The following is a 24,247-nucleotide window of genomic DNA, read 5'->3' on the forward strand; positions in this document are numbered from 1 at the left end:
TCTCGATCATGTCGAGGACGACACAGCGTGGGAGGTACGCCCCATGAGCAGCACCCTCTTCCGGACGAAGAAGGTCGAGCAGTCCATCCTCGATACCGAGGAGCCAGAGCATGCGCTGAAGAAATCCCTCTCCGCGCTGGATCTGACCGTCTTCGGCGTCGGCGTCATCATCGGCACCGGCATCTTCGTCCTCACCGGCACGGTGGCCAAGAACAACGCCGGTCCCGCCGTCGCCCTGGCCTTCGTCGTGGCCGGCGTCGTCTGCGCGCTGGCCGCCATCTGCTACGCCGAGTTCGCCTCCACGGTCCCGGTGGCCGGCTCCGCGTACACCTTCTCGTACGCGTCCCTGGGCGAACTGCCCGCCTGGATCATCGGCTGGGACCTGGTGCTGGAGTTCGCGCTCGGCACGGCGGTGGTCGCCGTCGGCTGGTCCGGGTACATCGCCTCCCTGCTGGACAACGCGGGCTGGCACCTGCCGGACGCGCTGAGCGGCAGAGAGGGGGCGAACGGGTTCGGCTTCGACGTCCTCGCCGCCGCCCTCGTCCTGGTGCTGACCGTCATCCTCGTTCTCGGCACGAAGCTCTCGGCGCGGGTCACCGCCGTCGTGGTCGCCATCAAGGTGACCGTCGTCCTGACCGTGATCGTCGCGGGCGCCTTCTTCATCAACGGCGACAACTACGACCCGTTCATCCCGAAGTCGCAGACGGTCGAGGCGGGCGGGAGCCTGCAAGCCCCCCTCATCGAGCTGATGTTCGGCTGGGCGCCGTCCAACTTCGGCGTGTTGGGCATCTTCACCGCGGCCTCCGTCGTCTTCTTCGCGTTCATCGGCTTCGACGTCGTGGCCACCGCCGCCGAGGAGACGAGGAACCCGCAGCGGGACATGCCGCGCGGCATCATCGGCTCGCTCGTCATCTGCACCACGCTCTACGTCGCCGTGTCGATCGTCGTCACCGGCATGCAGCACTACACCAAGCTGTCCGTGGACGCCCCGCTCGCCGACGCCTTCAAGGCCACGGGACACCCGTGGTTCTCGGGCTTCATCAGCTTCGGCGCCGCAGTCGGCCTGACCACCGTCTGCATGATCCTTCTGCTCGGCCAGACCAGGGTCTTCTTCGCGATGAGCCGCGACGGACTGCTGCCGCGCTTCTTCTCCCACGTCCACCCGCGGTTCAAGACCCCGTACCGGCCGACCATCCTGCTCGGCGTGATCATCGCGATCCTCGCCGGCTTCACCAGCCTGAGCGAACTCGCGGAACTGGTGAACATCGGCACGCTCTTCGCGTTCATCGTCGTCGCGATCGGCGTGATCATCCTCCGCAACACCCGACCGGACCTGCCCCGCTCCTTCCGCACCCCGCTGGTCCCGTTCCTGCCGATCGTGTCGGTGCTGGCCTCGCTGTGGCTGATGCTGAACCTGCCCGCCGAGACCTGGCTGCGGTTCGGCATCTGGATGGTCGTCGGCTTCGTCGTGTACTTCTTCTACGGCCGCACCCACAGCCGCCTCGCACGACCCGAGGCAACGCCCCGACCGCAGGAGCGATAGCGCCGACGGAAACGGCCACGGCCCCGCCCGCCCCGCTTCGGCGGAGGCTGCGGGGCCGTACGGCGTTCTTCCCCCGGCGTGCGAGCGCTCAGGTCGGCCTGACGGTCCGTGGGCCCGTCACGTCCGCGCCCAGTTCCTGCACGCGCCGTCGCAGTTCCCGGTCCGCCGTCACCACCAGTACGGGGCGCTCGCCCGCGTCCGCCACCAGGTCGACCATGTGGTCGTCCCCGCTGCCCGGCGCCGACTCGACCCGCACGCCGGGGACCGTCTCCACGCCGCGCGCCGCCCCCTCCACCACCAGCACGATCTCCACGGGGCCCGCGTGACCCGGGAGGCCGTCGGCGGCCAGCCGGTCGCGGAGGCGTTCCGCGGCGCCCCGTCGGTCGCGCCACCAGCCGTCGGGGACCGACCCGATGACGTTCGCGGCGTCGACGATCACGAGCAGGGGGGAGCGGTCGTCCATGCGGCAAGGTTCGCACGGCCGGGGCAGGGTGCCGGGTCAGTCGGCCCGCTTCTCGTCGAAACTGGCGAAGTACGCCGCGACCATGTCCTCGTCGGCATGGCCCTGTGCGGCGGCCCGCTCCATGCGCTCCGCGCTCGCCGCGGCGACGTCCAGGCGGACCCCGTTGCTCTGGCCCGCCTCGACGATGAGACGGGCGTCCTTCGCCGCCGTGGCCACCGCGAACTGGGCCGGAGTGAGCCGGTCGCCCAGGACCAGTTCCGCCTTGGCCCTGAGATAGCCCATGTCGAGCGGGCCGTCGGCGATGAGGTCGAAGAAGTCGTGCGGGTCGACGCCGAGTGCCTGCGCCAGGGCGAGGACCTCGCCGGTGGCCGCGGTCGCGGCGATCACCCAGCTGTTGGCCACCAGCTTCAGCCGGGTCGCGCTGCCCTGCGCCCCGTCCTCGCCGGTCCACAGCGTCCGGACGCCGACCGCGTCGAACACCGGCTCCACCGCCCCGCGGCCCTCGACGGGCCCGGCGGCCAGCACGGTCAGCCGGCCGGCCTCCGCGGGCTGGCGGGTACCGAGCACGGGGGCGTCGTAGAAGACCAGCCCGTGCTCGCGGGCGAAGGCGGCCAGCTCGCCGATCCCCTCGATGCCGACGGTGGTCGACTGCACCCAGGCGGCGCCGGGCCGCAGGGCGGGCGCCGCCTCGCGCATGACGTCCAGGGCGGCCGGACCGTCGTGCAGGATGGTCAGGACGACGTCGGCGCCCTCGACGGCCTCGGCGGGGGAGTCGGCGACATGGGCGCCGTCGGCGACCAGCGGCTCGGCCTTGGCCCGGGTGCGGTTCCAGGCGCGGACGGAGTGTCCGGCGCGGGCGAGGTTACGGGCCATCGCGGCGCCCATGATGCCCGTTCCGAGGACACTCACGGTGAGCTGATCGGTCATGAGGTCGGCTCCTTACTTGTGCGGTGGAGGCACTCGTGCGGCGGTTGCTGGGAACAGCCTGCCCGCTGGAGTACTCGCCGCGCGCACTGGACCCACAGGGAGACGCGCGTCACCCAGGGGCCGGGACGCGGTCCGCGCAAGGCCCCGCTTAGAGTGAACCGGTGAACGGCGACTGGCTCATACGCGGCCGAGACGGCCGGCTCAGTGTCTACCTGCCGACGGACGACGCCGTCCTGTGCCGCGCGGAACGCGGACCCGGCGGCCCCTGGACGCCCCCGCACAGGATCGGCGGCGACCAGAAGCTGCACTCCTCACCCGCCGTCGGCCGAGGCAGCGACTCCTACGCCCATCTGGTGTCCTGGCGGCCCACCGTCCCCGGCGAGTCCGGCCTCGTCCACTCGACGCACTTCCGCCCCCGGCTCGCCGCCCTCGACTGGAGTCCCGTCGGACACCCCGACCGGAAGGGCCCCGGCACCGGCACTCCCGCCGTCGCCGTCGACGCCGAGGGCCGCGCCCATGTCTTCGTCCGCAACAAGGGCGGCGGGGTGAGCATGCTCGCGCAGAAGGAGAAGGGCGGCTGGGACCCCTGGCGCGACCTCAAGGGGCGTGACGTACAGGACGAGTTGGCGGCCGTGACGGGCGAGTCGGGACGCGTCGAGCTGTACGCGGCCGTCCCCGGCGGCATCCTGCACTGGCGGCAGGAGGAGCCGGGAGCGCAGCCCGCCCTGGAGGAGGCGATGGAGGCCCCGGTCCGCGCGGGCACCCTGCGCGCCCTCGCCACCTCTGCCGACGCCACCACCCTCTTCTACACCGACGAATCGGGCGACCTGTGCGCCTGGCGCCCCGGTGGCAAGCCGGTCGTGCTCCTGCCGTCCGCCGGACCGGGACCCGTCTGCGCCGTGCGCTGCGAACTCGACGGCCACGACTGCACCTTGCTCGCCCAGCGTTCGTCGAGCGGCCGTGTGGCCTTCGCCGCCTACCCCACCGAACAGGAGTCGGCCGGCGCCTGGTGGACCGAGTCGGGTCCCCAACTGCCCCTGGACGCGGGGGTGTCGCTCGCGGTGGACGAGGAAGGCCGCGTGGTGGCGGCAACGTTGTCCCCGTCGACCGGCCAGCTGCTCCTGACCCGCCGCAAGGACGAGCCGGGCCTGGCGCTGGAGGCGTGGCGGGAGGTCTGACCCGCACGCCGCCCTTCCGCCAAGCTGCTGGAGAACACCTACCGGCACGTCAACATCGCCCTCGCCAACGAGATGTCGATGTTCTGCCGGGAGATGGTCATCACGCCGATCCGATCCTGCACCCGGACCGTTTCGTCGCCCACATCGGCGACTACCCGGAGCAGCCGAAGGCGGCCTGGACGCAGTTGAAGGCGTACGAGCCGTCGTCCGCCGTGAAGTAGTACCGCAGCGTCACCGCGCTCAGCGGCAGCGGCTTCTTCGACTCGTTGAAGACTTCCAGCGAGGGCTCGGCCGCCGCGGCCGTCGCGGGGGTCGCCGTCCGGTACCGGAGGGTCAGCTCGGGCGGGTCCGGGTGCGCCTTCTTCCAGATCGGATACAGCGCCGTGGCGCCCGCCGCCCCAACGGCAACGAGAAGGAACAGCTTGACCTTGGGCCACACCCGACGTCGGGGTTGTTGGCGGCGGCGGGTGGACGCCACGGAGTTCCTCCGCAGGACATCGATACGTTCCCGGTCCGGCTCCGATCGGGAACGTCAAACGAACGTGAAGAATGTGATCTGCGTGTGTGGAAATCCTAACTGCAAACGCACGGCAAAAGGGGCGGGTCGCACGGATCGATACCGTGCGGGCCCGCCCCTCTCGGGCAAGCGCTGTTACGCCGGGACGCTCGCGAGACCCGGGGCCAGGAACTTCTTGCCGTTCACGCGCTCGGAGACACCCTCGCGGTCCAGGTACGGCGTGATGCCGCCCAGGTGGAAGGGCCAGCCGGCGCCCGTGATCAGGCAAAGGTCGATGTCCTGGGCCTCGGCGACGACGCCCTCGTCGAGCATGAGCCCGATCTCCTGCGCCACCGCGTCCAGGACGCGGTCACGGACCTGCTCCTCGGTCAGGACGGAGTCACCCTGCTTCAGCAGCGCGGCGACCTCCGGGTCCAGCTCCGGCTTCCCGCTGTCGTACACGTAGAAGCCGCGCTTGCCCGCCTTGACGACGGCCGCGAGGTTCGGGGAGACCGTGAAGCGGTCCGGGAAGGCCCGGTTGAGGGTCTCCGAGACGTGCAGGCCGATCGCGGGACCGACCAGCTCCAGGAGCACGAGCGGGGACATCGGCAGACCGAGCGGCTCTACGGCCTTCTCGGCGACCTCGACCGGGGTGCCCTCGTCGATGACGTTCTGGATCTCGCCCATGAAGCGGGTGAGGATGCGGTTCACGACGAACGCCGGGGCGTCCTTGACCAGCACCGCGGTCTTCTTCAGCTTCTTGGCGACGGCGAAGGCCGTGGCCAGCGAGGCGTCGTCCGTCTGCTCGCCGCGGACGATCTCCAGCAGCGGGAGGATCGCGACCGGGTTGAAGAAGTGGAAGCCCACGACCCGCTCGGGGTTCTTCAGCTTCGACGCCATCTCGGAGATCGACAGCGAGGAGGTGTTGGTGGCGAGGATCGCGTGCGCCGGAGCGACCGCCTCGACCTCCGCGAACACCTGCTGCTTGACGCCGATCTCCTCGAAGACGGCCTCGATGATGAAGTCGGCGTCGGAGAAGCCCTCGGCCTTGTCCAGCACACCGGTGACCAGTGCCTTGAGGCGGTTGGCCTTGTCCTGGTTGATACGGCCCTTACCGAGCAGCTTCTCGATCTCGGTGTGGACGTAGCCCACACCCTTGTCGACGCGCTCCTGGTCGATGTCGGTCAGGACGACCGGCACCTCCAGGCGACGCAGGAAGAGGAGGGCGAGCTGCGAGGCCATGAGGCCCGCGCCGACGACGCCGACCTTGGTGACCGGACGCGCCAGGTTCTTGTCCGGCGCACCGGCCGGACGCTTGCCGCGCTTCTGCACCAGGTTGAACGCGTAGATACCGGCGCGCAGTTCGCCACCCATGATCAGGTCCGCGAGGGCCTGGTCCTCGGCGTCGTAGCCCTGCTGCAGGTCGCCGTTCTTGGCGGCGGCGATGATGTCGAGCGCGCGGTAGGCGGCCGGAGCGGCCCCGTGCACCTTGGAGTCCGCGATGAAACGGCCCTTGGCGACGGCCTGGTCCCAGGCCTCACCGCGGTCGATGACCGGGCGCTCGACCTTGACGTCGCCCTTGAGGACGTTCGCGGTCCAGATCAGCGACTGCTCCAGGAAGTCGGCGCCCTCGAAGATGGCGTCGGCGATCCCCAGGTCGAAGACCTGCTGACCCTTGAGCTGCTTGTTCTGGTTGAGGCTGTTCTCGATGATCACCGAGACGGCCTTGTCGGCGCCGATCAGGTTCGGCAGCAGCGTGCAGCCGCCCCAGCCGGGGACCAGGCCGAGGAAGACCTCGGGGAGCGAGAACGCCGGGAGGGCCTTGGAGACGGTCCGGTACGCGCAGTGCAGACCGACCTCGACGCCACCGCCCATCGCCGCGCCGTTGTAGTACGCGAAGGTCGGCACCGCGATGCCCGCGAGGCGCTTGAACACCTCGTGGCCGCCCTTGCCGATGGCGAGCGCGTCCTTGTGCTCCTTGAGGAGCTCGACGCCCTTGAGGTCGGCGCCGACCGCGAAGATGAACGGCTTGCCGGTGATGCCTACACCGACGATCTCGCCGGCCGCGGCCTCCTTCTCGACCTGGTCGATCGCGGTGTTGAGGTTCGCGAGCGAGGCCGGGCCGAAGGTGGTCGGCTTGGTGTGGTCGAAGCCGTTGTCCAGCGTGACGAGCGCGAAGCGCCCCGCGCCGAACGGCAGGTCGAGGTGGCGTACGTGCGCGGACGTCACGACCTCGTCGGGGAACAGCTCGGCCGCGCCCTTCAGGAGTTCGGTGGTGCTCACTTGTTGCCTCCGGCGTCCTTGTGGTGCGGGTTCTCCCAGATGACCGTGGCGCCCATGCCGAAGCCGACGCACATGGTGGTGAGGCCGTAGCGGACCTCCGGCTGCTCCTCGAACTGGCGGGCCAGCTGCGTCATCAGACGGACGCCGGAGGAGGCGAGCGGGTGGCCGTACGCGATGGCGCCGCCGTACTGGTTGACGCGCGCGTCGTCGTCGGCGATGCCGTAGTGGTCGAGGAAGGCCAGGACCTGGATGGCGAAGGCTTCGTTGATCTCGAAGAGGTCGATGTCCCCGATCGACAGACCGGCCTTGGCGAGGGCCTTCTCGGTGGCCGGGATCGGGCCGTAGCCCATGACCTCCGGCTCGACGCCCACGAAGGCGTACGAGACCAGGCGCATCTTGACCGGCAGGTTGTTCTCGCGGGCGAAGTCCTCGCTCGCGATGATCGAGGCGGTGGCGCCGTCGTTCAGACCGGCCGCGTTACCGGCGGTGACCCGGCCGTGCACGCGGAACGGGGTCTTGAGACCGGAGAGGTTCTCCAGGGTCGTACCCGGGCGCATGGGCTCGTCGGCGGTGACCAGGCCCCAGCCCGTCTCACCGGCCTCCGGGTTCGTCCGGCGTACGGAGATCGGGACCAGGTCGGCCTGGATCTTGCCGTTGGCGTACGCCTTGGCGGCCTTTTCCTGCGAGCGCACGGCGTACTCGTCGGCGCGCAGCTTGGTGATGTGCGGGTAGCGGTCGTGCAGGTTCTCCGCGGTCATGCCCATGAACAGGGCGGACTCGTCGACCAGCTTCTCGCTCACGAACCGCGGGTTCGGGTCCACGCCCTCGCCCATCGGGTGGCGGCCCATGTGCTCGACACCGCCGGCGATGACGGCGTCGTACGCGCCGAAGGCGATGGAGCCCGCGACGCTGGTGACGGCGGTCAGCGCACCGGCACACATGCGGTCGATGGAGTAGCCCGGGACCGACTGCGGCAGCCCGGCCAGGATGCCGGCCGTGCGGCCCAGCGTCAGACCCTGGTCACCGATCTGCGTGGTCGCGGCGATGGCGACCTCGTCGATCTTCTTCGGGTCGAGACCGGGGTTGCGGCGCAGCAGCTCCCGGATCGCCTTCACGACGAGGTCGTCGGCACGGGTCTCGTGGTAGATGCCCTTCGGGCCCGCCTTGCCGAACGGGGTGCGGACGCCGTCGACGAAGACGACGTCCCTGACGGTACGAGGCACGATGGCTCTCCTCCAGATGCGGGATGGCACTGCTGCGGCACGCATGCGCTGAGCGCGCGCTCAGGTCCCATGCTACTTACGGGTAACGTGACTGCACAGTCCTGGAGGGTGGAGCGGCGAAGGTCACATCGACAGCGCCGGTGCCGGAGCGTCCTGCAGGGACGCGGGGCTGTGCTGATTTGCGGCTACCGCCGCGTGGGCGCGACCGGCCACAACGGACCCGCAGTCCCGTACGGCGACTACCGAGGCGGCGCTGTGGGCCCTCTGGGTGTCAGTACCGGCGTAGGCGCGGGGTGCGAACCCGGCCCCTCCCCGGTGATCACCCCGACACGTGGTGATCGTGAAGGGCATCACCGTCTACAACGACTTCTACATCCCCTTCCTCTGCATGCCGTCCCAGGATCTTGGCGTGATCTCGACGTCCCTGTTCCGGTTCAGGCTTCACCCGAGGGGCGACCAGGTGAGGTGCCGCCGGGGGAGGCGGCGGCGAGCGCCCCCGCCCTACGCGGACAGCGCGGCCACCAGTACGGGCGTCACCTGCTCGACCTGCCACGGCCGGGCCCCGTAACCCGCCAGTGCCGCCCCGACCGTCTCCGCGTCGACGACCTTCGGCGGTTCCCAGCACACGCGCCGCACGGTGTCCGGCGTGATCAGGTTCTCCTGGGGCATGTTCAGCTGCTCGGCCAACGCGGACACGGCCGCCCGCGCCGCCGAGAGACGGGCCGCTGCCGCAGGGTCCTTGTCGGCCCAGGCACGCGGCGGCGGAGGCCCCGTCACCGGCTGCCCCGGTGCCGGCAACTGCACCTCCGGCAGGGCCTTCGCGCGATCGACGGCGGCCTGCCACTGCTCCAGCTGCCGCCGCCCCATGCGATGCCCGAACCCGTTCGAGGCGGCCAGCGCCTGCACGTCGGCCGGGAGCGCGAGCGCCGCCTCCACGATGGCGGCGTCACTGAGCACCTTGCCCGGTGACACGTCCCGCCGCTGGGCGATCCGGTCCCGCGTCTGCCACAGCTCCCGCACCACGGCGAGCTGCCGACGCCGCCGCACCTTGTGCATGCCGGACGTGCGCCGCCACGGATCCTTGCGGGGCTCCGGCGGCGGCGCCGAGGCGATCGCGTCGAACTCCTGCCGGGCCCAGTCGAGCTTGCCCTGCCGGTCCAGCTCCTTCTCCAGCGCGTCGCGCAGATCGACGAGCAGCTCGACGTCCAGCGCCGCGTACCGCAGCCACGGATCGGGCAGCGGACGGGTCGACCAGTCGACGGCGGAGTGCCCCTTCTCGAGTACGAAGCCGAGGACGCCCTCGACCATGGCGCCGAGGCCGACCCTGGGGAACCCGGCGAGACGGCCGGCGAGTTCGGTGTCGAACAGCCGCGTCGGCACCATGCCTATCTCGCGCAGACAGGGCAGGTCCTGGGTGGCCGCGTGCAGCACCCATTCGACGCCCGAGAGCGCCTCACCGAGCGCCGACAGGTCGGGGCAGGCCACGGGGTCGATCAGCGCGGTCCCCGCGCCCTCGCGGCGCAGCTGGACGAGGTAGGCGCGCTGGCCGTAGCGGTAGCCGGAGGCGCGCTCGGCGTCGACGGCGACAGGGCCGGAACCGGCCGCGAAGGCGGCGACCGCCTCGGCGAGCGCGTCCGCGTCGGCGATCACGGGCGGAACGCCCTCGCGCGGTTCGAGCAAGGGAATCGGCTCCTGGCCCGGTTCCTGGCCCGGCTCTGGATTCGGCGCCCCCGTAACAGATGTTCCGCCGTCTTCCGGAGGGGCGCCTCCGGTGGTTCGCAGTGAGCTGTCTGCTGCGGTCTCTTGGGCGTCGGTCACGTGTCAAGGGTATCTGTGTATGGACAGCGCCCGCCGACGTAACGTTCCGTCGGCGGGCGCCTGGGGGTCGTAAACCAGTCAGGTCGGTGAAAGATCCGGTTCGCGACAGGTGGGACACGGGCGGGGAATCAGCGGTCGATTCTGTTCATGTCCGTGAACGAAAGAGACGTACGGGTCGGTGGATTGCGTACGGGTCAGTGGATGATGCCGGTCCGGAGGGCCACCGCGACCATCCCGGCGCGGTCGCCCGTGCCGAGCTTGCGGGCGATGCGGGCGAGGTGGCTCTTGACGGTCAGCGCGGACAGGCCCATGGAGACACCGATCGCTTTGTTCGACTGGCCCTCCGCGACCAGTCGCAGCACCTCGACCTCGCGGCCGGAGAGCTCGCGGTAGCCACCCGGGTGACTCGGGGCACCCGGGGGGCGGCGGTGCATACGGGCGGCGGCGGATCCGATGGGCGCGGCGCCCGGCCGGGTGGGGAGCCCGACGTTCGTACGGGTGCCGGTGACGACGTAGCCCTTGACGCCGCCCGCGAGGGCGTTGCGTACGGCGCCGATGTCGTCGGCGGCGGACAGGGCCAGGCCGTTGGGCCAGCCCGCCGCGCGGGTCTCGGAGAGGATGGTGAGGCCGGATCCGTCGGGGAGATGGACGTCGGCGACGCAGATGTCGCGGGGGTTGCCGATGCGGGGACGAGCCTCCGCGATGGACGAGGCCTCGATGACGTCGCGCACACCGAGCGCCCACAGATGGCGGGTGACGGTGGAGCGGACGCGCGGGTCGGCCACGACCACCATTGCGGTCGGCTTGTTCGGGCGGTAGGCGACCAGGCTTGCGGGCTGCTCAAGGAGAACGGACACCAGGCCTCCTGGGGGTGCGGGACGGCTTTCAAGGTCACAAACGTCTTCGGCACCAAACCTGGAGCACTTTAGGGAAAGATCACGATTTAGTGAGTAACAATCCGTGCAATTCGGACAAGCGATCGATCGCTCGATGAATGAATCGGTCCGTTCGAGGACCGTTCGTGACTGAAAGTGGCCGAGTCGACAAAGTGACGGTCAAGAAGGCGGCCAAGAAGAGTGGTCAAGGAGGCGGTCAACGCGACTGCGGGTCCCGTCGCTGCGGCAGCGTCACGACCGACGCGTCGCCCGGCCCGGCCGGCGGCAGTCCGGCGACCTGGGCCAGCAGATCGCACCAGGAGGCAAGGTGGGCGGCCGTGTCGGGGACGCCGCCCAGGCCCTCACGGGGCGTCCAGGAGGCGCGGATCTCGATCTGTGACGCGGCCGGCCGCTCCGACAGCCCGCCGAAGTAGTGCGAGCTCGCGCGGGTGACGGTGCCGCTCGCTTCGCCGTACGACAGCCCGCGCGCGGAGAGCGCGCCGGTCAGCCACGACCAGCACACGTCGGGCAGCAGCGGGTCGGCGGCCATCTCCGGCTCCAGCTCCGCGCGCACCAGCGTGACCAGCCGGAAGGTGCCCCGCCAGGCGTCGTGCCCCTCCGGATCGTGCAACAGCACCAGCCGGCCGTCCGCCAGGTCCTGGTCGCCGTCGACGACGGTGGCCTCCAGCGCGTACGCGAAGGGGGCGAGCCGCTGCGGTGCGCGGGTCGCCTCGACCTCGATCTGCGGCCGCAGCCGCGCGGTCCTCAGCGCGTCGACGGCAGCCCGGAAGGGCACCGGGGGTGTACTGCTCCCATCCCGGTCCCCCTCCTTGGTGTCGTCCATTCCGTCAGCGCCGTCCGACAGTCGTCCCTGAGCCGCAGCCATGCGGGGAAGATTAAAGGGAACGGGGGCTTCGCGCAGGGAGGGACACCCGTGCGGGGGCCGCCTGTCCGGATAGTGCCCCGCGAACCCGGGCCGTCACCGCTGTGACGCCGTGCGAGACTTGCCGTCGTGAGTGCGAACGAGAGCCCTGCGGGCCAGGCCCAGACGCCGACGACAGCAACGCCCGACGCGGTCAGGGAATCCGCCTTCCTGAAGGCGTGCAGGCGCGAGCCCGTGCCGCACACGCCGGTGTGGTTCATGCGGCAGGCCGGGCGTTCGCTGCCCGAGTACCGCAAGGTGCGCGAGGGCATCCCGATGCTCGAGTCCTGCACGCGCCCGGAACTCGTCACCGAGATCACCCTCCAGCCAGTGCGCCGGCACGGCGTGGACGCGGCGATCTACTACAGCGACATCGTCGTCCCGCTCAAGGCCATCGGCATCGACCTCGACATCAAGCCCGGCGTCGGCCCGGTCGTCGAGCATCCCATCCGCACCCGCGCCGACCTGGCCCAGCTGCGCGACCTCACCCCCGAGGACGTCTCGTACGTCAGCGAGGCGATCGGCCTGCTGACGCGCGAGCTCGGCTCGACCCCGCTGATCGGTTTCGCGGGCGCGCCTTTCACCCTCGCGAGCTACCTCGTCGAGGGCGGCCCCTCGCGCACGTACGAGAACGCCAAGGCGATGATGTACGGCGACCCCGAGCTCTGGGCCGACCTGCTCGACCGCCTCGCGGAGATCACGGCCGCGTTCCTGAAGGTGCAGATCGAGGCGGGTGCCTCCGCGGTCCAGCTGTTCGACTCGTGGGCCGGCGCCCTCGCCCCGGTCGACTACCGCCGCTCCGTGCTGCCCGCCTCCACCAAGGTCTTCGAGGCCGTGGCCGGCTACGGCGTCCCGCGCATCCACTTCGGCGTCGGCACGGGCGAACTGCTCGGCCTCATGGGCGAGGCCGGTGCGGACGTCGTGGGCGTCGACTGGCGTGTCCCGCTCGACGAGGCCGCCCGCCGGGTCGGCCCCGGCAAGGCGTTCCAGGGCAACCTCGACCCGACGGTCCTGTTCGCCTCCAAGGAGGCCGTCGAGGCCAAGACCCGCGAGGTCCTCGACTCCGCCGCCGGCCTGGAGGGCCACGTGTTCAACCTCGGCCACGGCGTCATGCCGACCACCGACCCGGACGCGCTGACCCGGCTCGTGGAGTACGTCCACGCGCAGACCGCCCGCTGACTCTCCGCACGACTCACCAGGTGTGCCGGGGCCGTGCCCTCCTGCCGAACAGCAGGCCGCGCGGTTCCGGCGGCGGGGGTGTGCCCGGCTTGAGCGGCCAGGCGAGGAGCATGCCGACCAGGAAGCCGACGACGTGCGCCGCGTACGCCACCGTCCCGGCGGTGGAGACGCCCTCGCCCGACGAGTAGACCGCCTGGAGCACGAACCAGAAGCCCAGCACCAGCCAGGCCGGCAGTCTCAGTGGCAGGAAGATCAGGAACGGCACGAGGACCCAGACCCTGGCCTTCGGATACAGCACCAGATAGGCGCCCAGGACACCGGCGATAGCCCCGGATGCGCCGATCAGCGGGTCACTGGAGTCGGCGTTGACGAGCGCGAAGCCGTACGACGCCGCGTAGCCGCAGACGACGTAGAACAGCGCGTACCTGATGTGCCCCATGCGGTCCTCGACGTTGTTGCCGAAGATCAGCAGGAAGAGCATGTTGCCGAGCAGGTGCAGCCAGCCGCCGTGCAGGAACATGGCGGTGACGACGGACAGCGCCGGGGACTTGTCGTAGCCCGGTGGGGCCACCACGCAGCCCAGTGCGCCGTTCGTCGCCCTGCCGATCTCGCCCGTGGGGACCACACGCGGCATCTGATGGTGGATCAACTCCTGTGGTACCGCCGCGTAGTGGTCCAGGAACGCCTGCAGATGGCACATCTGCGACAGGCTGCTGTCGCCCGCCACGGAACCGGCGAGGCCGGGCGTGTACAGGAAGACGAGGACGTTCGCGGCGATCAGCGCGTACGTCACCCAGGGGGTGCGGCGCACCGGGTTCACGTCATGGACGGGGATGACCACAAGGAATGTGTGCCCCCAGGGGGCCAGGTGAACCGGTGAACACGGGCACGCGCGCGTGCGTATGACTCCTCAACCGCCCGCGGCACGGGGAAGGCGGGTCGCGGGGACGACGTGAGGAACAGGCGATGAACGACCGAGTTACTCCTGCGATGCAGGCCACGCCCGACGGTGAGGCCGAGCTCTCCCTGGTGGTGAGGCTGCCGTGGGAGGACGTCGCCCGGCTCGGCCAGGAGGCGGGGCGGCTGGCTTCGCAGATGCAGCGGCCGGTGACCCTCGACGAGGCGGTGAGCCACCGGCTGCGATCCGTGCGCAGTGCCGCGCATGCGAAACCGGCGGGGGAGCAGCCGGCGGCGGTGACGTCCACGGCCTCCGTGTCGTCGCTGCCGCCGCGGCCTCCGGCGGAGCAGGCGCGGCAGGCGATCGAGCGGATCAACGGGTCGGCGTAGGTTTTCTGCCGGGGGCCGTAGGGGTGCGGGTGCCGGTGCGTTGCGGGTGCGCCGTCGGGGTGCGGGTGCGTGGCGGGGTGCGGGTTCGTCGTGGCTTGTCGCGCAGTTCCCCGCGCCCCTAAAAGCGTTGCGCAGTTCCCCGCGCCCCTGAAGGCGTTGCGCAGTTCCCCGCGCCCCTGACGCCCCTGACGCCCCTGACGCCCCTGACGCCCCTAACGCCCCTGCGCCACCGCCTTTGTCGCTTTGCGGGCGGCGAGCAGTATTGGGTCCCAGACGGGGCTGAAGGGTGGGGCGTAGCCCAGGTCCAGGGCTGTCATCTGTTCCACCGTCATACGGGCGGTGAGGGCCACCGCCGCGATGTCGACGCGCTTGCCCGCGCCCTCCCTGCCGACGATCTGCACGCCGAGCAGGCGGCCCGTCCGCCGCTCGGCGAGCATCTTCACCGTCATGAGGGAGGCGTTCGGGTAGTAGCCCGCTCGGCTCGTCGACTCGACGGTGACCGTCTCGAACTGCAATCCGGCCCTGCGCGCGTCCTTCTCGCGCAGGCCCGTGCGGGCGATCTCCAGGTCGCAGACCTTGGACACCGCGGTCCCGACGACGCCGGGGAAGGTGGCGTAACCGCCTCCCGCATTGGTGCCGATGACCTGGCCGTGCTTGTTGGCGTGGGTGCCGAGCGCTATGTGGCGCTCCTGCCCGGAGACCAGGTCGAGGACCTCGACGCAGTCGCCGCCTGCCCAGATGTTCTCGTGCCCGCGCACCCGCATGGCGAGGTCGGTGAGGAGACCGCGGTGGTGGCCGAGGGGCAGCCCGGCGGCCTCGGCGAGGGCGGTCCCGGGGCGTACACCGATGCCCAGGACCACCACGTCCGCGGGGTACTCGGCGTCCTCGGTGGACACCGCACGCACCCGGCCGTCCTCGCCGGTGTGCACCTTGGTCACCTCGGCGTCGTTGACCATGGTGATGCCCATGCCCTCCATGGCCACGTGCACCAGACGGCCCATGTCCGGATCGAGCGTGGACATCGGTTCGCTGCCGCGGTTGACGACCGTCACCTCGTAACCGCGGTTGATCAGCGCCTCGGCCATCTCCACGCCGATGTAGCCCGCCCCCACGACCACCACGCGACGGCCACGCGTGCGCGTGAGCGAGTCGATGAGCGCCTGCCCGTCGTCCAGCGTCTGCACTCCGTGCACACCGGGTGCGTCGGCGCCGGGCATGTCCGGGCGGATCGGGTGGGCCCCGGTGGCGATCACGAGTTTGTCGTACGACGTCCACGCCTCGGCACCCGAATCGAGGTCACGCGCGCGTACCCGGCTGCCCGCCACGTCGATCTCCGTGACCTCCGTCCGCATGCGCAGATCGATGTCCCGCGCGCGGTGCTCCTCGGGCGTACGGGCGATCAACCGGTCCCGCTCGTCGACGTCCCCGCCCACCCAGTACGGGATGCCGCACGCGGAGAAGGAGGCGAATCGGCCGCGCTCGAACGCCACGATCTCCAGCTCGTCCGGACCCTTCATACGGCGAGCCTGCGATGCCGCGGACATCCCCGCGGCATCGCCGCCGATCACGACCAGTCGTTCCCGCCCAGCGCTCATGTTCATGTGAACACGCTACGTGGGCAGTGCATTTCGGTGCCGCTCCCTCCGTCCCGCTCCCGGTCCCGCGCTCAGTCCTCGTCGTGCTCCCGCGTGCCCGGGGTCCCGGGAACCGGGCGGGCCGTCGGCAGCGGGCCCAGGGTGCTCGCCGCGGACGCGGGGGCCGGGCGGCGCGGCAGCCGGGGCCGGACGAGCCGCAGCCACGCCAGCACGATCAGGGCCGCCACCGCGGCGAACGGCAGCACCGCCCCGAGTGCCACCGCGAGCCAGCGCAGCATCGTCACGAACGCGTCCCAGCCGCCTGCCAGCGCGTCCACGAACCCGGGGTCGTCGTCCGTGGCCGCCGTCTTCACGGGCGTCTGCGAAAGGGCCAGGGTGATCGTGGCGAGGCTCGTGCGGTCCTTCAGGGACGCCTGCTGGGCGAGCAGCGCCTCCAGGTCGGCCTCCCGGTTGCTCAACTCGCCCTCCAGCTCCACCACATCGCTCAACTTGGTGGCCTGGTCCATCAGTTCGCGCACCCGGGCCACGCTGGCCCGCTGCGAGGTGATGCGGCTGTCGACGTCGACGACCTGGTCCGTGACGTCCTCGGCCTTCGCGGTGCGGTCGATGAGCTTGCCCGCGCCCTGGAGGTCGGCGAGGACCTCGTCGTACTTGTCGACCGGCACGCGCAGCACGACCCGGGTGTGCTCGCGGCCCTTCTCGTCCCGGCTGGTGGTCTCGTTGCCGACGTAGCCACCCGCGTTCTCGGTGGTCGTACGGGCGTCTTCGAGGGCCTTCGGCACGTCCTTGACCCGCACGGTCAGCGAGGCGGTGCGGATGATGTGGCTCGCGGTCAGCTTGGGCGCCCGGCTCGCCGCCGCGCCGCCCGCGTCCTTCTCGCCGCCCGGCGCTGCGCCCGGCGCGGCGCCCTTCGCATCGCTCCGTGCGGCGGCACCGTCGGAGGAGCCGCCCGCGGAGGAGTCGTTCGCGCCGCTGCATCCGGTCAGCGCGAGCGCCGTGGCCAGCAGCAGCCCGGCCAGGGCATGAACAGGTCGTACGGAGCTTCGTGCGCGCATGTGGGCCTACCCCCGGGGGTCGTGACGACTGACGCTCCTTCGACGCCGGCACGGGCCGGAACGTTGGACTTGTACGGTCCCGATGCGATCACGGTCGGGACTCGTGAAGGACACCGGGGCGTGGGCGGGCTGTCAGTGGGGTCTGAGAGGCTGGGGACATGCGCGAATCGGAGACTCGTACGGGTGCGGGGCAGGTCGTCGTCATCGGAGCCGGGATCGCCGGACTGGCCGCGGCCCACCGGCTGTTGCAGGGCGGCGCCCGGGTGACCGTGCTGGAGGCGTCGGACCGGGTCGGCGGCAAGCTGCTGCCCGGCGAGATCGCGGGCGCGCGGGTGGACTTCGGTGCCGAGTCGATGCTGGCCCGCAGACCGGAAGCGGTGGCCCTCGCGCGCGAGGTGGGTCTCGACGAGCGCCTCCAGCCGCCGGCCACCGCGACGGCCTCGATCTGGACCCGCGGCGCCCTGCGCCCCATGCCCAAGGGCCACGTCATGGGTGTCCCGGGCACCGCGGCCGCCCTGACCGGCGTGCTGTCCGACGAGGGCCTGGCCCGCATCGAGCGCGACGCCGAACTGCCCCGCACCGAGGTCGGCGACGACGTGGCGGTCGGGGAGTACGTGGCGGCCCGGCTGGGGCGCGAGGTCGTCGACCGCCTGGTGGAACCCCTGCTCGGCGGGGTCTACGCCGGTGACGCGTACCGCATCTCGATGCGCTCGGCGGTCCCGCAGCTGTACCAGGCCGCGAAGACGCACGACTCGCTCACCCAGGCCGTCCGCGAGATCCAGGCCAAGGCGGCCGCGGCCCAGCAGACCGGCCCGGTCTTCATGGGCATCCAGGGCGGCGTGGGCGGCCTGCCGCTCGCGGTGGCGGAGTCGGTGCGGGCGCGCGGCGGCGAGATCGTCACACGGATGCCCGTGACGGAGCTGCGCCGGGCGGACGGCGAGGGCTGGCGCGTGGTCGCCGGTGACCGTGTGCTGTACGCCGACGCGGTCGTCGTCGCCGTCCCCGCCCCGGCCGCCGCGGCGCTCCTGCACGCCGAGGCCCCGGCCGCCGCGACCGAACTCGCCACCGTCGAGTACGCGTCCATGGCCCTGGTCACCCTCGCCTACCGCCGCGCCGACGCCACGCTCCCCCAGGGCAGCGGCTTCCTCGTGCCGCCGGTCGACGGACGCACCATCAAGGCCTCCACGTTCGCCTCCCAGAAGTGGGGCTGGATCGCCGAGGAGAACCCGGACGTGGTCGTCCTGCGCACGTCCGTGGGCCGGTACGCCGAGACCGAGATCCTCCAGCGCGACGACGCCGGCCTCGTGGACGTCTCGCGCCAGGACCTCAAGGCGGCGACCGGCCTCGATGCCACCCCCCTCGAAACCCGTGTCACCCGCTGGACCGACGGCCTGCCCCAGTACCCCGTCGGCCACCACGCGCGCGTGGCCCGCATCCGCGAGCACGTCGCCAAGCTGCCGGGCCTCGCCGTGTGCGGCGCGCCGTACGACGGCGTCGGCATCCCGGCCTGTATCGCGAGCGCGTACGCGGCGGTGGACCAGATCAACGGCGACCTGAGCCGTGCGCAGGAGCTCACCGCCAACCCGGTGCAGAGCCTGCACGGCGGAGCGGGAGAATAGCCGCATGAGTGACGACGCCCCCACCACCGCCCCGGACCGCATCGCGAACAAGGGCAAGCTGGCCAAGGACCTCAACGAGGTCATCCGCTACACCCTGTGGTCCGTCTTCAAGCTGAAGGACGTGCTGCCCGAGGACCGCGCGGGCTACGCCGACGAGGTCCAGGAGCTGTTCGACCAGCTCGCCGCCAAGGACGTGACGATCCGCGGCACGTACGACGTGTCGGGCCTGCGCGCCGATGCCGACCTCATGATCTGGTGGCACGCGGAGACCAGCGACCAGCTGCAGGAGGCGTACAACCTCTTCCGGCGCACCAGGCTCGGGCGTGCCCTGGAGCCCGTCTGGTCGAACATGGCGCTGCACCGTCCCGCCGAGTTCAACCGCTCGCACGTCCCCGCGTTCCTCGCCGACGAGACGCCGCGCAACTACATCAGCGTGTACCCCTTCGTGCGCAGCTACGACTGGTACCTGCTGCCCGACGAGGACCGCCGCCGCATGCTCGCCGACCACGGCAAGATGGCCCGCGGCTTCCCGGACGTGCGCGCCAACACGGTCGCGTCGTTCTCGCTGGGCGACTACGAGTGGCTCCTGGCCTTCGAGGCCGACGAGCTGTACCGCATCGTCGACCTCATGCGCCACCTGCGCGCCTCCGAGGCCCGGATGCACGTCCGCGAGGAGGTCCCCTTCTACACCGGGCGCCGCAAGTCGGTGGCCGAGCTGGTCGAAGGCCTGGCCTGACCGGACACGGTGTTCCGTGCCCGGCCGGTGGCCGTAGGCGGACCCGTGGTCAGCGGCGGGCGGCCTTCCCCTTCAGCGACTCCTTGGCGGGCGTCGGGTGGGAGCGGTCGCCCGGCGCGGCCGGCTTCGGCTCCGGGTGCGGGGCGCAGGACGCGCTCTGCTCGGGCAGACGGCCCTCCAGCAGGTACGCGTCCAGGTAGCCGTTGATGCAGCGGTTCGGGCCGCCCGCGACACCGTGCGTGCCCGAGTCCCGCTCGGTCACCAGGGTCGAGCCGGACAGCCGCCGGTGCATCTCCTCGGCCCCGGCGTACGGCGTCGCCGCGTCCCGCTCGGCGGCCAGGATCAGCGTCGGCGGCAGCTCACCCGGCCCGGTCCGCACGTCCAGGGGCTGCTGCTGGGGCGCGGGCCAGAAGGCGCACGGCAGGTTCATCCACGCGTTGTCCCAGGTCTCGAACGGCGCGACGCGCGACAGACGCGTGTTGTCCCGGTCCCAGATTTTCCAGTCCGTCGGCCAGGGCGCGTCGTTGCACTCGACGGCCGTGTAGACCGCGTTGGAGTTCTCCGACTCGGCCGCCGCCTCCGTGGCGGGCCCCGCCTGGTCGATCAGCGGCTTCGGGTCGCCCTTCAGATAGGCGGACAGCGCCTTCGCGCGCGTCGGCCAGTAGTCGTCGTAGTACCCGGCCTGCAGGAACGAGGCCTGCAGCTCCGCCGGCCCCACCTTGCCGCCCGCCGGCTCGGCGGCCAGCTGCGCGCTCGCCTTGGTGTAGCTGTGCTGGACCGCGGCGGCCGTCTTCCCCAGCCCGTACACGTCGTGGTGCCGTGCGATCCAGTTCCTGAAGTCCGCCCAGCGGCTCTCGAACGCGGCCGACTGGATGAGGTTGTTGCGGTACCAGATCTGGTCGGGAGCCGGGTCCACCGCCGAGTCGAACACCATCCGCCGTACGTGCGAGGGGAACATCGTCGCGTACACCGCGCCGAAGTAGGTGCCGTACGACGCGCCCATGAACGTGATCCGTTCCTCGCCGAGCGCCGCCCGCAGGACGTCCAGGTCACGGGCGTTGTTGAGCGAGTTGAAGTACTGGAGCCCGCTGCCCGACCGCTTGGCGCAGCCCTGCGCGTAGGCCTTCGCCTGCGCGATGCGCTCCTGCTTGTACGACTCCGAGGGATACGTCGGAGCCTGCGAGGGCGCCTTGAAGAAGCGCTTGGGGTCCTCGCAGGACAGGGGCGCGGACCGGCCGACGCCGCGCGGGGAGTAGCCGATCAGGTCGTAGGCCGCCGCGATGCGCTTCCACTGAGGGATCAGGCCGACGAGCGGGAAGTACTGGCCGTCGCCGCCCGGCCCGCCGGGGTTGTAGACCAGCGCGCCCTGCCGGGGCACATGGCGCTTGCTGTTGTGCGGGTCCTTGTGCGTGGCCTTCACCCGGGTGACGGTCAGCTTGATCTGCCGGCCACCGGGCTGTGCGTAGTCCAGCGGAACGGACACCGTGCCGCACTGCAGGCTGCCGGGCATGTCCTTCGCGTCGGCACACGTGCCGAAGTCGATGCCGGAGGCCTTGGCCCGTGCGGCGGCCACCACGGTGCCCTGCTGCTCGGCCCCGTCGGGTGCGACGGGCGTACTGCCGGCCGGCGCGGCGGTGAGGGCGGTCAGGAGCAAGGATCCGGCGGCCGAGTAGAGGGCGGCAGCTCTCATGACGTATCCCTTCGGTGCATGGCAGCGACAAAAGGGATGTTTCGTTCGGTGTATGAAGAAGGCAAGCACCGACCCGGCGGTGTCGGCCTCAATGCCCCCTATGCGCCCCCGGTGTGCGGTTCACGCCACGGCTGGTCGCGGTGCGCGAAGGCCGCGCGCAGGTCCGGTTCGCCGATCGCGCGGACTCCTCGTACGGCGACGCTGGTGAGGTACGTACGGTCGTCACCGCTGCCGGGGCGCCGGGTGAGGGCCCCCAGCAGGCGTTGTCCGGCCGGGGACGCCCAGCGTGAATAGGGGTGGACCTCGACCCGGGCGATGGCCAGGCAGCTCAGCGTCAGCGCCAGCGGCAGGGCGAACCACAGGGCAACCAGGCCGCGCGGCATGTCCGGCTGGGCGGGCACCAGCAGTGCGATGGTGCCCAGCGCGAGCACGGCCGTCGCCGCGAGCTTCACCTGGCGCACTCCGGCCGAGACGGTGGTCCGGGCGGCGGCGGGCACGGCCAGGCCGGCGTCGACGAGCCGGTCGGCGAGGCCGGCGACGGCGTCCGCGGAGGCCGCGGCGGCCCGCACCGGGGCGATCCTGCTCTGCCCTTCGGGTCCGATGGCCCCTATGACCGACCGCTCCATGTCGTCCCGCCCGCGCGGGTCGACCACGGTCGCCCAGCCGGTGTGGGCGAGCAGCAGCCGCCGTTGCCGGGCCATGGAGACCATGGTCAGATCGGCGACCCGGCCGGGTCCGCCGGACAGGAACGCGGCCTCGTAGATCGTCAGATCATGACGCCGGACATCCGCTTCGGCGTCTGCGTCGTCGGCCGCCGTGTGTACGGCGGCCAGGCACAGCCGCGTGCAGGCGGTGCCCGCGGCGGCCCAGGTCAGCAGCAGGAGAAGGACCCAGAACATGCCGCGTTTCTATGCCAGATGCTCTGTGAAACGCCATGCCCTGTTCACGATCCGGACGGAGCGTTGCCTGCATGTGACGTTCCGTTTGGTGGGTGCACCGGGCTCACGGCTGTTGCGGCGGCGGGCTGGAGGCGGCCGACGGCAGCGCATAGGTCGGGGACGACGACACCGTGAGGGGTGTCGCGGAGCCCGGGTCCGTCACCGGACCGGGCGACGACGACACCGTGAGGGGTGTCGCGGAGCCCGGGTCCGTCACCGGACCGGGCGGGGCCGGGGAACCGGTCAGCGGGGGAGTGCTCGCGGAGGCCATGTCCCGGGCGAGGGCGTCCCAGTCGACGTAGCCCGTGGCCTCCAGGACCTTGATGTGGTCCAGCACGGTCGTGTTCGCGTCGTCGGCGAGCGCGCGCACCAGCGAGTTGCGGGTGGTCGCGCGGACCTGGGCGACGACCGAGAACACCTTGCCGTGCGCCAGCCGCGTGATGTTGACGAACTCGCGGTCGTAGTCGGTGCCCTGGGCCGCGTTCAGCGTCGCGAGCCACTGCTTCTGCTGGTCGCTCGGTTCGTTGGGCAGCTGGAGCCCGAGCCTGGCGGCGACGTCGCGCACCCGCTGGTCGAGGAAGGTGTGCCCCTCGACGAGATGCTGCCCCGCCGTGCGCACGGCCGCGGTGGTGCCCTTCTGCTGCGCCTCCTGCCCGGCCGGCAGTTCCCACAGACCGGCCAGCCGGACCTTCGTGACGAAGTCACGGTCGAGGGCGGACAGCGGCCCGTACCGCGTCGACACGGTCTGCGCGTTCAGCGTGCTGACGCCGGTTCCGGACCGGTCGGCGTACGACCAGATCGGGAAGACGAGTGCCATCAGGGTGGCCATCAGGCCGATGACGATGATCCCGGTGCCGCTGAATATCCCTCGGCCCTTGACGGGTGGTCGCGGTCGCATGGTGCCTCCTGTACGGCACCGCATATTACTCAGGAGTTCGGGGTGAACAGGGCCTCGCGGTCTGTTGGCCGCGGCACACTCAGCGCTGCGGCACACTCAGCGCCGCGGCACACTCAGCGGTGCAGCAGCACCCGCCGGGCCGCCCTGGCCATCATCCGCACCCCCGGCCGCCGCGACCGTGGCACGGGCCCCGACCGCTCCAGCCACCACTCCCCGAGCTCCCGCCGTGCCCGCTCCCGCCCGATGGGCCCGGTGAGCAGCAGATGCCCGGCGAAGTCCAGGGCGTCCCTGCGATATCCGCCGGTCATCGGATGGCCGTGGGCGTAGGCGAGGAAGGCGGGCCGGTAGGCGTCGCCGAGGATCTCCGGCAGCTCGGGCGCGACCTTGGCCACGACGTCCGCCCGCTTCCCGGCGAGCGCCCGCGCCTGCACGCCCAGCCGCGCCCGGTCGAACCCCTCCGGAACGGGCGTCCCGGCGACGAGCGCGGACAACAGGGCGGCCTGAGCGAGCCCGAGCCGCTGACGGGCGGCGTCGACGTCGGCATCGATGGGAGGGGCGGGAGAGGCAGGGGCAGGCGACGTCGAAGGAGGGGCGGACAGGGCGGACGAGGCACCCGTCACCACGACCGCCGCCGCCTCGGCCGCTGCGGCTGCCGCCTCCTCCCGCATCACCCGTCCCTTCCGGACGGCCCCCCGAACCGCCTCCAGCTCCCCCTCCAGGACACCCGGTCCGGGAAAGTTCTCGTCCCGTTCCAGCAGCACGCCCGGCGGTGAGACCCGGGAGGCGAGGTCGGTCAGGATGTCGAGGACCGGCTCCGGCACCGGGTGGGCGTGGCTGTCGTGCCAGACGCCGTCGCGTTCGAAGCCGCCCGCGACATGGACGTACGCGATGGCCTCCAGGGGCAGCTCGGCGAGCGCCTTGGCCGGGTCCTCGGCGCGGTTGACGTGGTTGGTGTGCAGGTTGGCCACGTCGATCAGGAGCCGTACGCCGGTGCGGTCGGCGAGGTCGTAGAGGAACTGCCCCTCGGTCATCTCCTCGCCCGGCCAGGCGATCAGCGCGGCGATGTTCTCGACGGCGAGCGGCACCGGCAGCGCGTCCTGGGCGATCCGCACGTTCTCGCACAGCACGTCGAGGGCGTCCCGGGTACGCGGCACCGGCAGCAGGTGTCCGGCCTCCAGCAGCGGGGACGCCGTCAGCGGCCCACCCGCCCGTACGAACGCGATGTGCTCGGTGACCAGCGGCGCGCCCAGCGCCTCGGCCCGCTCGGCGAGTGCCGTGAGCCGGCTCTCCTCGGGCCGGTCGGCGCCGCCGAGACCCAGCGAGACGCCGTGCGGGATCACGGTCACCCCGCGGGCGCGCAGCCGCCGCAGCGACTCGGGGAGGTGCCCGGGGCACACGTTCTCGGCCACGGCCTCGACCCAGTCGATGCCCGGCATGCGCTCCACGGCGTCGGCGATCTCCGGCCGCCACCCGATGCCCGTCCCCAGTCGCTGCATGGTCCGTCCCCCTCCTCGGCTCCGTC

Annotated in this window: 21 protein-coding genes and 2 pseudogenes; 8 read left to right on the forward strand and 15 right to left on the reverse strand. The window is 71.5% G+C overall.

Annotated elements, in window-relative coordinates:
- The first annotated feature begins 43 nt into the window (after positions 1–43).
- Positions 44–1,543 carry an amino acid permease gene (locus OG870_RS34710; protein WP_266522921.1) on the forward strand — a complete coding sequence of 500 codons (1,500 nt, stop codon included), beginning with the start codon at positions 44–46 and terminating at the stop codon, positions 1,541–1,543.
- Between the two features lie 88 nt (positions 1,544–1,631).
- Here OG870_RS34710 and OG870_RS34715 read toward each other — a convergent pair whose 3' ends face one another.
- The gene (locus tag OG870_RS34715) at positions 1,632–2,006 is read right to left on the reverse strand and encodes an NTP pyrophosphohydrolase (RefSeq protein WP_266590637.1); all 375 of its coding nucleotides are present in this window, start codon (positions 2,004–2,006) and stop codon (positions 1,632–1,634) included.
- 36 nt (positions 2,007–2,042) lie between these two features.
- Positions 2,043–2,933: an NAD(P)-dependent oxidoreductase gene (locus OG870_RS34720; RefSeq protein WP_266843591.1), complete on the reverse strand. Its 891-nt coding sequence runs from the start codon at positions 2,931–2,933 to the stop codon at positions 2,043–2,045.
- Between the two features lie 161 nt (positions 2,934–3,094).
- Between OG870_RS34720 and OG870_RS34725 the strand changes: the two genes are divergently transcribed.
- Positions 3,095–4,111, forward strand: coding sequence for a hypothetical protein (locus OG870_RS34725; protein ID WP_266522930.1), 1,017 nt, complete (start codon positions 3,095–3,097; stop codon positions 4,109–4,111).
- A gap of 18 nt (positions 4,112–4,129) precedes the next feature.
- A pseudogene (locus OG870_RS34730) lies at positions 4,130–4,213 on the forward strand (hypothetical protein); the annotation flags it as partial.
- Between the two features lie 49 nt (positions 4,214–4,262).
- Here OG870_RS34730 and OG870_RS34735 read toward each other — a convergent pair.
- The 3 genes from OG870_RS34735 to OG870_RS34745 all read right to left on the reverse strand — a co-directional run bounded on the left by OG870_RS34735 (position 4,263) and on the right by OG870_RS34745 (position 8,113).
- On the reverse strand, positions 4,263–4,589 hold the full coding sequence (locus OG870_RS34735) for a cellulose binding domain-containing protein (protein ID WP_266843589.1): 327 nt from the start codon (positions 4,587–4,589) through the stop codon (positions 4,263–4,265).
- A gap of 174 nt (positions 4,590–4,763) precedes the next feature.
- The gene (locus OG870_RS34740; protein WP_266843587.1) at positions 4,764–6,890 is read right to left on the reverse strand and encodes a 3-hydroxyacyl-CoA dehydrogenase NAD-binding domain-containing protein; all 2,127 of its coding nucleotides are present in this window, start codon (positions 6,888–6,890) and stop codon (positions 4,764–4,766) included.
- Complete coding sequence (locus tag OG870_RS34745; protein WP_266522937.1) at positions 6,887–8,113, reverse strand: thiolase family protein; 1,227 nt, start codon at positions 8,111–8,113, stop codon at positions 6,887–6,889. The genes OG870_RS34740 and OG870_RS34745 overlap by 4 nt, the downstream gene beginning before the upstream one ends.
- 331 nt (positions 8,114–8,444) lie before the next feature.
- Between OG870_RS34745 and OG870_RS34750 the strand changes: the two are divergent.
- Positions 8,445–8,552, forward strand: a pseudogene (locus tag OG870_RS34750) (carbohydrate ABC transporter permease); the annotation flags it as partial.
- A 62-nt stretch (positions 8,553–8,614) separates the two neighbouring features.
- On the opposite strand, the gene OG870_RS34755 reads toward OG870_RS34750, so the two are convergent.
- The 3 genes from OG870_RS34755 to OG870_RS34765 all read right to left on the reverse strand — a co-directional run bounded on the left by OG870_RS34755 (position 8,615) and on the right by OG870_RS34765 (position 11,692).
- The gene (locus tag OG870_RS34755; protein ID WP_266522939.1) at positions 8,615–9,931 is read right to left on the reverse strand and encodes a ribonuclease D; all 1,317 of its coding nucleotides are present in this window, start codon (positions 9,929–9,931) and stop codon (positions 8,615–8,617) included.
- A gap of 194 nt (positions 9,932–10,125) precedes the next feature.
- Positions 10,126–10,788: a response regulator transcription factor gene (locus tag OG870_RS34760; protein ID WP_030939825.1), complete on the reverse strand. Its 663-nt coding sequence runs from the start codon at positions 10,786–10,788 to the stop codon at positions 10,126–10,128.
- Positions 10,789–11,023: 235 nt separating this feature from the next.
- On the reverse strand, positions 11,024–11,692 hold the full coding sequence (locus OG870_RS34765) for a DUF3000 domain-containing protein (protein WP_266590641.1): 669 nt from the start codon (positions 11,690–11,692) through the stop codon (positions 11,024–11,026).
- Between the two features lie 126 nt (positions 11,693–11,818).
- Here OG870_RS34765 and hemE point away from each other — a divergent pair, with 126 nt between their 5' ends.
- Entirely contained in the window at positions 11,819–12,907 is a 1,089-nt protein-coding gene (gene hemE / locus OG870_RS34770) for a uroporphyrinogen decarboxylase (RefSeq protein WP_266843584.1), read from the forward strand.
- 13 nt (positions 12,908–12,920) lie between these two features.
- Here the strand turns inward: hemE and OG870_RS34775 are convergent, their stop codons facing one another.
- The gene (locus OG870_RS34775) at positions 12,921–13,748 is read right to left on the reverse strand and encodes a rhomboid family intramembrane serine protease (protein ID WP_266522948.1); all 828 of its coding nucleotides are present in this window, start codon (positions 13,746–13,748) and stop codon (positions 12,921–12,923) included.
- 125 nt (positions 13,749–13,873) lie between these two features.
- Between OG870_RS34775 and OG870_RS34780 the strand changes: the two genes are divergently transcribed.
- Positions 13,874–14,194, forward strand: coding sequence for a hypothetical protein (locus OG870_RS34780; protein ID WP_266522950.1), 321 nt, complete (start codon positions 13,874–13,876; stop codon positions 14,192–14,194).
- 212 nt (positions 14,195–14,406) lie between these two features.
- Here OG870_RS34780 and OG870_RS34785 read toward each other — a convergent pair whose 3' ends face one another.
- Positions 14,407–15,795: an FAD-dependent oxidoreductase gene (locus OG870_RS34785; protein ID WP_327691823.1), complete on the reverse strand. Its 1,389-nt coding sequence runs from the start codon at positions 15,793–15,795 to the stop codon at positions 14,407–14,409.
- A 65-nt stretch (positions 15,796–15,860) separates the two neighbouring features.
- The gene (locus OG870_RS34790; RefSeq protein WP_266590649.1) at positions 15,861–16,844 is read right to left on the reverse strand and encodes a DUF4349 domain-containing protein; all 984 of its coding nucleotides are present in this window, start codon (positions 16,842–16,844) and stop codon (positions 15,861–15,863) included.
- Between the two features lie 158 nt (positions 16,845–17,002).
- Here OG870_RS34790 and hemG point away from each other — a divergent pair, with 158 nt between their 5' ends.
- Complete coding sequence (gene hemG, locus OG870_RS34795) at positions 17,003–18,463, forward strand: protoporphyrinogen oxidase (protein WP_266843579.1); 1,461 nt, start codon at positions 17,003–17,005, stop codon at positions 18,461–18,463.
- A 4-nt stretch (positions 18,464–18,467) separates the two neighbouring features.
- Positions 18,468–19,199 (forward strand): hydrogen peroxide-dependent heme synthase, encoded by a 732-nt coding sequence (gene hemQ / locus OG870_RS34800; protein ID WP_266522959.1) that lies wholly within the window; start codon positions 18,468–18,470, stop codon positions 19,197–19,199.
- 49 nt (positions 19,200–19,248) lie between these two features.
- On the opposite strand, the gene OG870_RS34805 is transcribed toward hemQ, so the two are convergent.
- The 4 genes from OG870_RS34805 to OG870_RS34820 form a co-directional block, all read right to left on the reverse strand.
- Positions 19,249–20,889, reverse strand: a complete 1,641-nt coding sequence (locus OG870_RS34805) for an alpha/beta hydrolase (protein ID WP_266590657.1) — start codon at positions 20,887–20,889, stop codon at positions 19,249–19,251.
- A 98-nt stretch (positions 20,890–20,987) separates the two neighbouring features.
- A complete protein-coding gene (locus OG870_RS34810; RefSeq protein ID WP_266843576.1) occupies positions 20,988–21,788 on the reverse strand; it encodes a TIGR04222 domain-containing membrane protein in 801 nt (266 codons plus the stop codon).
- Between the two features lie 103 nt (positions 21,789–21,891).
- Positions 21,892–22,725: a DUF4142 domain-containing protein gene (locus OG870_RS34815; protein WP_327691824.1), complete on the reverse strand. Its 834-nt coding sequence runs from the start codon at positions 22,723–22,725 to the stop codon at positions 21,892–21,894.
- 113 nt (positions 22,726–22,838) lie between these two features.
- A complete protein-coding gene (locus OG870_RS34820) occupies positions 22,839–24,221 on the reverse strand; it encodes a DUF692 domain-containing protein (RefSeq protein WP_266843574.1) in 1,383 nt (460 codons plus the stop codon).
- Positions 24,222–24,247: the final 26 nt, after the last annotated feature.

This window comes from Streptomyces sp. NBC_00461 (assembly GCF_036013935.1).
GTDB lineage: Bacteria > Actinomycetota > Actinomycetes > Streptomycetales > Streptomycetaceae > Streptomyces.